Origin of the sequence: Bacterioplanoides sp. SCSIO 12839 (assembly GCF_024397975.1) — a bacterium.
In the GTDB taxonomy this organism is placed as follows: domain Bacteria; phylum Pseudomonadota; class Gammaproteobacteria; order Pseudomonadales; family Oceanobacteraceae; genus Bacterioplanoides.
Map to the genome: position 1 here is coordinate 2,413,339 of NZ_CP073745.1, position 12,957 is coordinate 2,426,295.

A 12,957-nucleotide genomic window follows, 5' to 3' on the forward strand; every position below is an offset into this window, starting at 1 on the left:
CATGCACCACGACCAGCAGATCAACATCATTAAAATTATTGCTTCTAAAGAAAGAGCCAAAACCAAACACTCCAAATAGATTGGGTCTATTTTGTAAACGTGACCGGATCTCCGTCTTTATCTTTTTTCTCATAATTCCAGTACTGATTTCGCCATAAAGCTCCTGACATTTCAGATGTCACATAAAGTCCTATCTTTGAATCCAGGCAGAGTTCCTTTGCCTCTGGCTGATAGCCATTCCAGTCACCACCGATATATATAATATCCAAGTCACCGAACTCATCAATGGCTCGATCTACCATGGTACGGCCCATGGTGTATTCTCGAAGGCAAAGTATTTTTAAAGTATCTCCCTGCTGCTCTCTTTCAACAGTAAATAAAATATCGTTGGATCTACTTACACTAGAAACATTTTTATGTGTTCTCAACAATCTTCCTAAGAATGTTATGTCACAATAAGGGGTTCCCCAATCATTACTGCCATTTGTCATTATTGAAACCTCTCCGAAAATTCATCTGGGAACAAGGCGTAGCTAGAAACGCGACAATATTGATTTGCTTCGAATGAAGTTGCGTGATTTTTAAATAATAAAAATACTTTATAATCATCAGCATCTAATAGTTTTATATTTGCCTCTATCATATTGGTTATTTTCTGATTATTAGGTATTACTGTATCAAGCTTTCTAAAATTCCATATTTTGTATGCATTCGACCCTGGATCTTCTCGAGCAATTTTTGACTGGGGGCCATATTGTTCCCAAATCATATGATTTTCCATAAGCAACTTCGCTACTTCACTTTTCAGATCACTTAATTCCTCATATACCACTTCGCTCATTCTGAGCCGGATTGCAGATTCGTGTTCCCGTTTCCATTGATGAAGTTGATCTGCGGTGAAAGTACCATCTGGCGATTTATCGATATGTCTATGACATGTCGGGCATAGCAAAATTAGGTTTTCATACAGATTATAACCACCACCAGGTTCCCCCCTCGGACCATCTTCACTTCTAGCTATGATATGAGCCATTTCACCAACATTATAACTTTCAGCTCCTTGCAAAATTGCAGTCAAATCGGTTCTGCACGCAGGGTTTGAGCATACGCCTGCAGCACGCCCCCATAGCAGCTTCCCATCCGCTTCGCTAATGGCCATCCTTTTTTAAACCTTTAGAAACTAAACATTTTAATAGTTCGCCCTTGCAAGGCAGCCTACCTTGCAAGCAACAACATATAACTAAATTGAGGAGAATCTTCGCACTTTCGGATACAAAATGATTTCAAACTGAAACCTTCCCTGGCAGACATTCCCTTCGACAGATGTGCTTAGCCGCACATCCCGGCTACCGAGTTCAAACCCAGCAGCCAATAAATTCATCTATTACGAAAAATATCATCAACCTGACCATCAGACAACACCTGCCGGGCGTCTACCCAGCGGCTCAGTGGCCAAGCCAGCTGCAGCTGCATTACCACGCGGAGCGTGGGAACGAGATACGCGGAGTATGGGAACGAGATACGCGGAGTATGGGAACGAGATACGCGAAGTATGGGAACGAGATACGATGACAGCTAAGCCAGCTACCAGATCTGGCGAATGCCGGATTAGCCCTTATATTTCCCTAATCCCACGTTATAATCGCGCCTTTTCATCCTTTCGACCGAGATTTCAGGATCTGACATGAGCAATAAACCCAATCGCGATGCCCTGCTGGCTACCGCTCACACTCATATGCCGATGGGCGTTGCCGACAGCTACCGCTATTGGGGCGACGAAAACACCGTATTCGTGAAGAACATGAAAGGTTGCACCATCACTGATGAAGATGAGCAAACCTTCGTTGATTTCCGTCTGGCTTATGGCCCTATCATCCTGGGTTACCGCGATGAGCGTATCGACAACGCGGTCATCAACAGCATCCAGAACATCGGCACCATGACCGGTTTCTCGACCAAGATGGATTCCGAAGTGATCGAGCTGGTGAAGTCCATGTGTCCGCAAATCGAGAAGATGCGTTTCGCTAACTCCGGTACCGAAGCAGTACTGGGTGCGATCCGTACCGCCCGTGGTTACACCGGCCGCAATAAGGTGGTTGTGGTCGAAGGTGGCTTCCACGGTTTATACGATGAAATGATGTGGAAACCCGACGTCGACAGCTGGGACCCGGAATCAGGCACCATTCCGGAAATCAAATCCTTCGGTGGTGGTATTCCGGAAGCCAGCCGTGAGCATCTGGAAACCGTTTCTCTGAACGATGCTGAAGCGCTGGACGAAGTCTTCGCCCGCGTCGGTGACGATATTGCCGCCATCGTGATTGAGCCAATCATGGGTAACTGTGGTTCCATCGCTTCCACGCAGGAATACATGCAGAAGCTGCGTGATATCTGTGATCAAAATGGCTCGCTGTTAATCATCGACGAAGTAAAAACCGGTTTCCGTGTCGCCAAAGGTGGCGCCCAGGAGCTGTACGGTATTTACGCCGACCTGACTACTTACGCTAAAGCCATGGGTAACGGTTATCCGGTCGCGGCCTTTGGTGGTAAAGCCGCCATCATGGATAAAATCAGCTTCGGTAAAGGTGGTGTAACCCACGGTGGTACTTATACTGCTAACCTGATTGCCCTGAGCGCCGCCAAAGCCACCCTGAGCACCTTACGTGACACCGATGCGTTAGACAGCATCAACGCTACCGGTAAAAAGATTCAGGGCATTCTGGCAAAAGTGTTCGATAAGTTTGGTGTGGATCACCGCTTTGCTGGTCCGGATTCCATGTTTGGTATTCACCTGGGCAATATCGTGCCGCAGAACTACCGCGACTGGAAACAAACCAACAGCGATTTATACACCGAGTTTGCTCACAATCTGATCAAACACGGCGTGATGCTGGAGCCGGATTCCCGCGAGCCATGGTTTATCTGTGAAGCGCATAAAAACATGGATTTCGGCTGGCTGGAAAAAGTCGCCGAGCAATCCATGCAAGAAGCATTGAACGCTCAATAAGAAAACAACGCTGCAGCGATAAATTGCTGACCATAAAAGCAACATTTGGTACTCCAAATGTCGCTTTTTTATTGTCATTTTTAGTGCGTTTCCTGATTTTCATCAGGAGTGAGACACAATTATCTGTTTGTGCCGAGTTATTTGCTTATTGAGCTTTGCTATCTGCTACTAAGTGCTATATTTCAAAACTGTTGTTATTTGTAACTAAGGCTGAAGTATGCGTCGTGTGACTCAAGCAGACTACCCGTTAGAGACTCTGCATCGTGCCGTAAACAGTGTGACCTTTTTTAAGGACCTGATTCAATCGGACTCGGACCAGTTTGAACTGCTGATGAGCGTCAGCCAATTTGTGACAGCCGATCCGGGAGAAGTCATTATTCATCAGGGTGATGATGCCAATATTCTCTACTTTCCGTTAAAGGGCCAATTGCAAGTCATGGCCGATGACGAGCATGAAGAAGTCATTGGTGAAATTAACCCGGGAGAGATGTTTGGGGTAATGGCCATGCTGCTGAACTTCAAACGCTCAGCTTCGATCAAAGTCAGTGATAAACAAGTGTTACTGGCGGGAATCGACTTCCAGTATTTTGCCGACCTGGAAGATTTCACGTTGTTCAGCCTGAAAACCAAAATCACCTTCTTCCGGATGTTGGCGAATAATCTTCGCTGGACGCTGGAACGCAACAAAATGCAGCTACCAGATCACCCTCTTGTGGCTGAGCTGCGAAAAATTCCGATTGTGATTGCAGACAATAATTCTAATGATGAGTTACATAAGTTGCATCATCAGGCCCATGAGCTGGCCAAGCTGGTCAAAGCCTGGAATGAATCGATGGCGCCACAGGAATCCGACTGGATTAGCTTTTAACAACCAGAGAACACATTCCTGAAAAGCTAACACCTGAAAAACTAACGCCTGAAAAACAAAAGCCCCGGATAATCATAAAGTTATCCGGGGCTTTTTCAGATCGGCTGCAACAGCTAATCAGGCAGAACAATAAGCGATTAGCTTACTTTCCAGGTCTTAACAATTTCAAAACCGTATTCCGCAATCCACTCGTCTAACTGACGTGGGTTACGTTTGATTTTTTCGACCTTTTCACTGGTGGCTGGATTTTGGTATACACCAACGGCCAACTTTGGCTTAGGCAGAGAGGATACTTTTTCTGCCTTACCGCCATTGCGCGCTTCACGAGCAATGACTTTTTCAAAATGCTTTTTCAGGTTTTTATAAATTGAAGACGGTGCATCGGCTTTTGCCATGCTGATTAACCAGGCTTCAATTTGTTCTGAGCGAGAAACGTACAGTTCGTTTTCAGTCAAGCTATTTTGGTTACACAGACGTTTGATCTGAACATCAAATTCTTTAATGCCTTCGAATTTTTGTTCCTGATCAACCTTCAGCTTCTCCAGCTCTTCGATTTTTTGTTGGTGTTGCTGGATTTGTTTATCAATATCAGTGGCAAATACGCTCACAGAATACCTCTATTAAGTTATCAAACAATATCATCTTTATTATGATGCTGGCCAAATAACAACCAGAACGATATATCCCGAATGGGATATAGGATAATATCGGATATCAAACATAATTCAAATAGTTATTTATTACCGATATTGATAATACATCTTTGCATATAAAACACAGATGTATTATCAACACTGTATTCAGGCAGAGTAAGAAGGGCGTTGTTTTAGCAACTCATACCAGCGCTGAATATTTGGATATTGTTCATCTGCCCTCAATTTAATCACTTTTGCAAACTCGAGTGTGACCAACGCACTGATATCCGCAGCGGAGAAGCTTTCTCCTGCGATATAAGTATGGTTTGCCAACTGGCTTTCCATAATCGGGAAGAACTTAGCGGCAATATTACGTGCCTCTGTTCCCCACTCCGCAACCGGGGTCATACGGTCTTTAAAAATACCACTGGTATGCTGAAAGCTGTTAAAAACCGGATATAAAAAGGCAAATTCAATACGTCGGTCCCACATTTCAATCGTGGCTTTTTCCTCAGCTGTATTTCCTAACAACGGGTTTTCAGGCTGAATCTCTTCAATATAACGATAGATTGCCGCCACTTCGCTGATGCAGGTGCCATTATCCAACTCTAACACCGGCACTTTACAAGTTGGGTTTTTATGAGCGAACTCTTCCGTCAGGTTTTCACCAGCGGGCAAGTTCAGCTTAATGCATTCAATATCGGTAAGGCCTTTTTCCGCTAAAAAGATTCGCACTCGGCGTGGGCTGGGAGCAAATTCAGCATCGTATAATTTCATCAAGGTACCCATTATCCGTTGTTATTCAGTACACGCAGACTGAACAAGCATCCGAATACCGTCAATATTACAGATTGCTACACACTGTTTTATTGGTGGAACAGGTAGACCGGCGTGTTATAACAACTTATTTTTCGCCTCGATCCACTGCGACATATACTGACTACTCTTTAAACTGTGGTGGCGTAACATAGCCCCATAAAAGTTATCCAACCGATGCTGCTGAATATTAACTGCAACTAAGCCCATTTTTTCCATTAAGGCTTGGCTATGCCTGGCATAATCAAAACGAGTCGCAATCACTTTAGATGCGGCTTTGGAAGCGTGTCGCCAGTCTGGCTCATTGTTGTAAAGCCGCACGGCTTCTGCAGCAAACAGGGTATCAGTGTCAGCCACGGCCGCGGCCTTAATCAAAGAGGTGCTTTCACCACAAGTTTTTTCCGAATTGCCATACATGCCTTCTGAACCAATACTGGTTGTCACCGCCGGGGTATGACACAGTGCAGCATCAATCAACTTACCCTTCAACCCCGCGCCAAAACGTAGTGGCGCTAACATCACCCGGGCTTCAGCAACCACCTGCAAGGCATCATGCGCCCAGCCTTTGACGAGAAAACCTTGTTTTTCATTGTGCAACTGTGTGGCTTTTTTAGGCGGATAAGCCCCATAAATATGCAGCTCTGCGCTGGGCAGCTGCTGGCGAATGACAGGCCAGATGCGTTCTTTTAAATAACGCACGGCATCCCAGTTTGGTTCGTGGCGAAAATTGCCAATGGAGACAAAATGCTGTCGCTCTTCATAGGTAGGAAGTTCAAATTTTACCTGGTGGTGAACACACATAAACGGGCAATAGTGCAGAATATTAGCCGGAATATTAAAACACCGCTGCAATAGCTCCATTTCAAACTCAGAAATCGTTAACGTCAGGTCACAACGTAAAATAGCTGCGACTTCGCGCTTGGCCATATCGGAATATAAATATTCAGCATCGGGCTGAATAATATTCTCGGCATTGGCTTTTAAGGCGGCATGTCGGGCATGACGAAGAAAATGTAAGTCTTCACTATCTAGAATACGAAGCGCATCAGGGCAGTATTTTTCCACCCGCCAACCAAACTGCTCTTCCATCATAAAACGGTCAAACATCACGGCTTTTGGATTTAACGCGGAAATAAAGTCATCAAAGCTACTGCAATTTAATGCAATGGATTCTGCCTGAATATCCAGGCTCACGAGGTCAACTGCATGATCGCTGCGATCCGCAGGAGACGCATACACAATGCGATATTCCTGCTGTTGGAACGCACGCAACAGTTGCAACATACGGCTGCCTGCCGCTGAGGATTTGGGTTCAGGCCAGACGTAGCCAATAACAAGCAATGTTTTCATTAGTAAGAGTAACAGCAGGAGTCAGGTAAACTTTTAAAGCAGCAACAGGATGTTGCGACCGCCCGGCAGGCACATGGATGTGCCTTCGGGGCGGCGGCTAAAAGTTTACCTGACTTCTGCTTCACAAATGCATGGCATTGTACACAGAGGCGTTTCCCGATGCTGCTTTAATAGCACTGCGCCCCGATGTAGTTCTGTGACACAATGAAATTTAAAATCGTTATTGGGTTTCTCTGTGCTGCTGTTCGCCAAAATTATCATCACCTTTGCCACTGTTATTCTGCTTGCCAAAGTCGCTGAGCGTTTAAGTCCGCGCCATGCCGGGTTACTGGCCGGCTTCCCATTAGGAACAGCCATTGCGCTGTACTTTTTTGGCTGGCAGCAAGGTACTGAGTTTGCTGCACAAAGTGCCGTTTATACCCTGCCCGGGCTTTCTGCTGCTATTTGTCTTGCCTGGGGCTACCAGCAGGTAATTCAACGGTTGCCAAAACTGACGTTTTTGCCGCTGGCGATCATTGCTGGGTTGAGCTGTTTTTTGCTAACGGCGCTGACCTTGCAACAACTGCCTCAACACCGCGGGGTCAATCTACTGGTGGTTGTCTTTGCCATTCTGCTGTTCCGCACCTTGCTGAAGTCGATTCCTGAGCGCCAGATTACTCAGCAGCCGACCGGTGTGTGGGCGAACAAATGGTTCACTCTGCTGTTCAGAGCAGGAATTGCAACGACGTCTATCCTGCTGATCACAGGTTTGGCTGAATTATTAGGGCCACAAAGAGCTGGTTTATTAGCCGCCTTCCCGGTTTCATTTTTCCCGCTGATGCTGATATTACACATCAGCTACGGCGCCCAGGTATTGTCGACCAGCATCAAGCATTACCCGGACGGCATTGGCGCACTGGTGGTCTACTGCCTTGCTGTTAGCGCGTTCTACCCACTGGCCGGGTTGCACTGGGGAACACTGCTATCGTTATTGTGCTCGGTGGCTTACCTGCTGTTTTATGGCTGGATCAGAGCAAAACTTGCCCAGACGTCGAACTGAACCGTCGAACTGAGAGTGCAATGCGATCATCTATAACCGAGGCTTATGGCGGACATTTAAGCCATGCTTATGACGTATAGCCGATTCCTTGGTATGATTCGCGCCCTATTGATTGTGCTTATCTTGATGGCGGCTGTCGCCCGGACTTTTTCTTATGACTGAACTGAAAACCCCTGAATACCTCCAGGACGCCAAAGAACTGCTGTCTGATGATGGTTTTGCTACCAGCAACGTGTGGTATCACGGCACGTCCTCTGGCCTGATCACCTCGGTCACCAACCAGGGCTTAGTAGGTGGTGGTGATGCTGCATTGATGAAACGTATGCAAAGCACGTTGCAAACCATTCAGGCGCCCGCTTTTACTGCCGAAGATCCGGTTTTCCTGACACAGAGTAAAGAGTTAGCGTATTACTGGGCAGACCAAAAAGCCAAAAGCCGTAACCTGTACTTCAGCAATGGCGAAACGCCAGTGGTATTTGAAGTCACGTTAAGTGAAGAAGAAAATACACATGTGAAAACCGATGCAGGCGGTGCGGCGTTATTGATGGAGCCGGGCAATGCTTATCTGCAGCACCTGGGTGAAGTCTACAAAACCAACGGCAAAGAGCTGGAAGAAATTAACCCGTTAAAAGCGGATCGTATGGTGTATCTCAACAAGCTGGGGTTAGCTTACTCGAATCAGCCTATCTCGAAAAAAGCCGTAAAGTTGCTTGAAGGCTGATAAGCAGCGGCCTGAAGAGTAATTCTTTTACGCAATAAAAAAACCGGTCAGATTCGAGTAATCTGACCGGTTTTTTTATTGTTTCTCAACTGTCTTCAGCAAAAGCCAGCCAACGCGTTTGATAAGGTGACAAAGTCAACTGCTCACCAATAGCGCCATCTTGTTCCGCCAATAAATCACTTAAGCCATCGGGCAACACTCCCAAGCTGGCCATCGGTAATTTCAAAATACGCTCAGTGACATTTGAAATGGCGTAAATCACCTGGCTTTTATCACACGCTGTTCTTTTCAGAATAAATAAATCCGAATTAATTTTAATCACCTGCTGACGTGCTTGCGGGTGAAATGCCGCCTGCTGACGACGAATGGAGATCATCCGGCGTAATTCAGCAAACACTTCGGCCTGTGGTGTCACCGGATTATCCAGCAGGCACATTAACTCTTCTTCGTCCCAGATTTTGCGATTAATTGATCGGGTTCGCCCGGTTTGTTCGACGTGGGCTAAATCATTAGGCGTTGCTGTTAAACTATGAATATACACGGCCGGAATGCCCTGCATCCCCAGCATAATCGCCTGAGAGCAGATAAAGCGCGGCACCTGGAAATGATCGACGCCTCGGCGGGTTCCCATACAGGCATCGAACAGCGTGATGTTAATTTCATACGGGCTTTCACTGCCGTCAGGATTGGCTTTCATACTGACAAATCCACCAAAGCGGTGCATACAGTCGATTAAATCCTGCACTTCACGTTCCGGCAAAATGCCTTCGACCGGGCGTACCCCAATACCATCATGCGAGGCAGTAAAATTCAGGTAAGTACAACCATCTGGTAGCTTGGGAATGCTCAGCGCCCAGTCACTTAAAAAGCTGGCATTCCCCCGGTTCAGAGCATGCAGAACCAGCGGCGGCAAACCAAACTGATACACCATATGTGCTTCATCAGACTGGCCAAAATAACTGAGATTTTCTTTTACCGGCACATTGGTTTCGGTAATTAATACCGCTTTGGGCGCAACGTAATCGAGAACATCACGCAGTAATTTTACCGCTTCATGGGTTTGTGGCAGGTGCAAACAATTCGTGCCAATTTTTTTCCATAAAAACGCGATGGCATCGAGGCGGATAAAACGAGAACCACGCTCGATATACATCAGGAAAATATCGACAAATTCCAGCAACACTTCCGGGTTAGCAAAATTTAAATCAATTTGATCTTCACTGAAGGTCGCCCAGACATGTTTGATCCCCTCATGGGTATGCACTGGGGATAATAACGGCGTATTACGCGGCCGGGTTACCTGAGATAAATCCAGTTCCGGGTCTGTTTCAATAAAATAATCTTTGTAGGGCTCACGATTACCAATAAAGTCGATAAACCATAGATTTTCACGCGAGCAGTGATTAATCACCAGATCGGCCATCACATCAAAGTCCCGGGCAATGGCTTCAATATCCGGCCAATCCCCCCAATCGGGATTCACTTGTCGATAATCAATAACGGAAAAACCATCGTCTGAACTGTAAGGAAAAAACGGCAGGATATGAACGCTGTTAACGGTATCGGCGAGATATTGCGTTAAAAAGTGATGCAGTGTTTGCAGTGGCACCGCACCCGTTTTCTGAATACTGTTGCCGTAGGTAATCAGGATAACGTCTTGTTCATCCCATCTTGGATCGGTCGCTTGGGCAGCCTGCTCGGCAACCACACTGTTTTGTTGTTCGGCAAATTCTTGGCAACGTGCTAACAAACGCTCGCTAACTTGATGAATCTGATTGTCGTCTATCACTCCCTGATAAATGGCGGATAATCGTTTAGAAAACTGATTGGCAGCGGCCTGCGACATACATCTCCCCTTTCCCTTCTTCCGGCGCTTTTAACTGACACTTTAAATTCGCGCTATTAATTCTCGCTTTAAGTTCGCACGGTTAACTGGCGATCGCTAATGCTGTTAATGCTTGCCAATTTTGTGCCGAAATAGCCTCTTTGGGGGTTAACCAGCTGCCGCCAGCAGCAAACACGTTGTTTTGTTGCAGATACTTCTGATAATTGTCAGCCCCCACACCGCCGGTTGGGCAAAACATCACATCGTGAAATGGCCCGGAGAAAGCCTTTAACATTTCAATGCCACCTGCCGCTCCAGCCGGGAAAAACTTCTGATATTTAAACCCGGCATTACGGGCCTGCATCACTTCACTGGGTGTAGCGACACCAGGAAGGTAAGAGCCGCCCCAGTTTCGGGCGCAATCGAGTAATTCCTGCGACATTCCGGGGCTAACGGCAAATTCAGCGCCCGCATGCAGTGCATCCTCCAGCTGCTGAGCATTGGTGACAGTCCCTACGCCAACAATGGCATCAGGTACCTCCTTTTTGATGGTACGAATCGCTTCAAGGCCGTGCTCAGTTCTGAGCGTGACTTCCAGCAAACGCACACCGCCGTCTACCAATGCTTGCGCCATTGGTACCGCATGATCCGGGTCGTCAATCACAATCACCGGAATCAGAGGTTTGGCACGCTCTAACCATAAATCCCACTTCATCGTGTTTTCTCCTGTTAAATTCGTATCAGCCAGCATTGCCAATAAACAGGAACCAGGCGATCTTTTCAGCCGCCGCCCCGAAGGCACATCCCTGTGCCTGCCGGGCGGTCGCAACATCCTGTTGCTGCTTTTGAAAAGATCGCCTGACTCCTTCAGAAATCAATGCTGATGGCACCTTGCTCAGCCGAGCTGACCTGATTACGGAAGACCTGAAATATTTCCCGTCCCAAGCCAAAACTGACCTGTGCCTGGGGTGTTTCAAATTCACGCTGTTCAAACCCTTCCGTGAACACACTCAGCTCACCCGCATGGCCATCCAAACGCACCACATCACCATCCTTAATGGCTGCAATCAGGCCACCCGCACAAGCTTCCGGCGACAAATGAATCGCAGCAGGTACTTTTCCTGAGGCACCGGATAAGCGCCCGTCGGTCACCAATGCTACTTTGAATCCAGCATCCTGAAGGTTGGTCAGCGCCGGGGTTAATTTGTGCAGCTCAGGCATACCATTAGCTTTAGGGCCTTGCTGTTTCAGCACCACAACAACATCCTGATTTAATTCACCGGCTTTATAGGCTGCCAATGCGTCGTTCTGATCGGTGAATACCTTCGCTGGTGCTTCAATAACCCAGCGATCATCCGGCACCGCCGATACCTTCATAATGGCATTACCCAGATTGCCACTGACCAGTTTCATACCGCCTTCACGCATAAACGGCGCATGTGCGGGCGCTAACACCGATAAATCCAGACTTTCGGAAACGGCCGGGCGCCAGGCCAGCTGGTTATCACTATCAAGATAAGGTTCCTGAAAATAATCACTCAGGCCAGTCCCCATAATGGTGTTTACATCCGTATGTAACAGTCCTTCCGATGCCAGCTCACGCATCAGAAACGCCATGCCACCACTGCGCTGAAAGGCGTTAATATCCGCCGCCCCGTTGGGGTAAACTCGGGCTAATAACGGCACCACATTCGACAAGTCGGCCATATCTTCCCAGGTCAGTTCAATACCCGCCATACGCGCAATCGCAACCAAGTGAATACTATGATTGGTCGAGCCACCGGTCGCCAATAAGCCCACCACGGCATTAACGATGCTGCGTTCATCAATCATCTGGCCCAGTGGCATAAACCCGGGTTCTAGCGCGGTTTTATGCGCCACCAGCTGCGAAGCGTAGTCCGTTAATACACGTCGTAATGGATTATTCGGATTAATAAAAGAAGAGCCGGGAAGCTGAATTCCCAGCATTTCCATCAACATTTGATTGGAATTTGCAGTGCCATAAAACGTGCAGGTGCCTTCGGAATGGTACGATGCCATCTCACTGCTCAGCAGTTCGTCTTCGCCGACCTCTCCGGCCGCAAATGCTTGACGGGTTTTGGCTTTTTCGGAATTACCGATGCCACTGGGCATTGGCCCGGCTGGAATAAAGATGGTTGGCAGATGACCAAAACGTAGCGCTGCCATCAACAAGCCAGGCACAATTTTATCGCAGATCCCCAGCATCACGGCGCCATCAAACACCTGGTGAGACAGACCAACCACGGCACTCATGGCGATCACATCACGGCTAAACAGCGACAGCTCCATACCATCCTGACCCTGAGTCACACCATCACACATGGCGGGCACGCCAGAGGCCATCTGAGCCACATGACCAGCTTTTGCTAACGCAGTTTTAATTTGTTCCGGGTAATGCCGGTATGGTGCATGTGCCGAGAGCACATCGTTATAAGAAGAGATAATGGCGATATTAGCGGCGCGCTGAGAAGATTTTAAGATTAGCTTATCGTCATCCGGGGCTGCCGCGTAATCATGGGCCAGATTAGTGCAGCTTAGCTGATCTCTCACTGGCCCTTGCTGAACCGCTTGCTGAATCATCTGGAGATACGCTTGCCGTTGTGTTTGGCTGCGTTTTATCAGACGTTCGGTAACTTGTTGAACAATGGGGTTCAAAGATACGTCAGCATCGCGGTTAT

12 protein-coding genes are annotated in these 12,957 nt (G+C 47.4%); 4 read left to right on the plus strand and 8 right to left on the minus strand.

All coding sequences use genetic code 11. The annotated features are described in order from the left end of the window. Nucleotides 1-86: 86 nt before the first annotated feature. Both KFF03_RS11110 and KFF03_RS11115 read right to left on the minus strand, forming a co-directional pair. Nucleotides 87-491: a hypothetical protein gene (locus KFF03_RS11110; protein ID WP_255856990.1), complete on the minus strand. Its 405-nt coding sequence runs from the start codon at nucleotides 489-491 to the stop codon at nucleotides 87-89. After that, on the minus strand, nucleotides 491-1,159 hold the full coding sequence (locus tag KFF03_RS11115; RefSeq protein ID WP_255856991.1) for an HNH endonuclease: 669 nt from the start codon (nucleotides 1,157-1,159) through the stop codon (nucleotides 491-493). The genes KFF03_RS11110 and KFF03_RS11115 overlap by 1 nt, the downstream gene beginning before the upstream one ends. A gap of 525 nt (nucleotides 1,160-1,684) precedes the next feature. Between KFF03_RS11115 and KFF03_RS11120 the strand changes: the two genes are divergently transcribed. Then, complete coding sequence (locus KFF03_RS11120) at nucleotides 1,685-3,004, plus strand: aspartate aminotransferase family protein (RefSeq protein ID WP_255856992.1); 1,320 nt, start codon at nucleotides 1,685-1,687, stop codon at nucleotides 3,002-3,004. A gap of 217 nt (nucleotides 3,005-3,221) precedes the next feature. Further along, nucleotides 3,222-3,872, plus strand: coding sequence for a cyclic nucleotide-binding domain-containing protein (locus KFF03_RS11125; RefSeq protein WP_255856993.1), 651 nt, complete (start codon nucleotides 3,222-3,224; stop codon nucleotides 3,870-3,872). 137 nt (nucleotides 3,873-4,009) lie between these two features. Here KFF03_RS11125 and KFF03_RS11130 read toward each other — a convergent pair whose 3' ends face one another. The 3 genes from KFF03_RS11130 to KFF03_RS11140 all read right to left on the minus strand — a co-directional run bounded on the left by KFF03_RS11130 (nucleotide 4,010) and on the right by KFF03_RS11140 (nucleotide 6,607). Further along, a complete protein-coding gene (locus tag KFF03_RS11130; protein WP_255856994.1) occupies nucleotides 4,010-4,480 on the minus strand; it encodes a hypothetical protein in 471 nt (156 codons plus the stop codon). Nucleotides 4,481-4,672: 192 nt separating this feature from the next. Continuing rightward, nucleotides 4,673-5,284, minus strand: a complete 612-nt coding sequence (locus KFF03_RS11135) for a glutathione S-transferase family protein (RefSeq protein ID WP_255856995.1) — start codon at nucleotides 5,282-5,284, stop codon at nucleotides 4,673-4,675. Nucleotides 5,285-5,401: 117 nt separating this feature from the next. Continuing rightward, a complete protein-coding gene (locus tag KFF03_RS11140; protein ID WP_255856996.1) occupies nucleotides 5,402-6,607 on the minus strand; it encodes a glycosyltransferase family 4 protein in 1,206 nt (401 codons plus the stop codon). A gap of 301 nt (nucleotides 6,608-6,908) precedes the next feature. On the opposite strand from KFF03_RS11140, the gene KFF03_RS11145 reads away from it, so the two are divergent. Together KFF03_RS11145 and KFF03_RS11150 are read left to right on the plus strand one after the other, a co-directional pair. Then, nucleotides 6,909-7,712 carry a hypothetical protein gene (locus KFF03_RS11145; RefSeq protein WP_255856997.1) on the plus strand — a complete coding sequence of 268 codons (804 nt, stop codon included), beginning with the start codon at nucleotides 6,909-6,911 and terminating at the stop codon, nucleotides 7,710-7,712. Between the two features lie 154 nt (nucleotides 7,713-7,866). Then, nucleotides 7,867-8,433 (plus strand): hypothetical protein, encoded by a 567-nt coding sequence (locus KFF03_RS11150; protein ID WP_255856998.1) that lies wholly within the window; start codon nucleotides 7,867-7,869, stop codon nucleotides 8,431-8,433. Nucleotides 8,434-8,518: 85 nt separating this feature from the next. Here the strand turns inward: KFF03_RS11150 and KFF03_RS11155 are convergent, their stop codons facing one another. From KFF03_RS11155 to edd, 3 genes are all read right to left on the minus strand, one after another. Then, nucleotides 8,519-10,279, minus strand: a complete 1,761-nt coding sequence (locus tag KFF03_RS11155; protein ID WP_255856999.1) for a sugar phosphorylase — start codon at nucleotides 10,277-10,279, stop codon at nucleotides 8,519-8,521. Between the two features lie 82 nt (nucleotides 10,280-10,361). Beyond that, the gene (gene eda / locus KFF03_RS11160) at nucleotides 10,362-10,973 is read right to left on the minus strand and encodes a bifunctional 4-hydroxy-2-oxoglutarate aldolase/2-dehydro-3-deoxy-phosphogluconate aldolase (RefSeq protein WP_255857000.1); all 612 of its coding nucleotides are present in this window, start codon (nucleotides 10,971-10,973) and stop codon (nucleotides 10,362-10,364) included. A gap of 152 nt (nucleotides 10,974-11,125) precedes the next feature. Further along, a complete protein-coding gene (edd, locus tag KFF03_RS11165) occupies nucleotides 11,126-12,934 on the minus strand; it encodes a phosphogluconate dehydratase (RefSeq protein WP_304941533.1) in 1,809 nt (602 codons plus the stop codon). Between the last annotated feature and the right edge of the window lie 23 nt (nucleotides 12,935-12,957).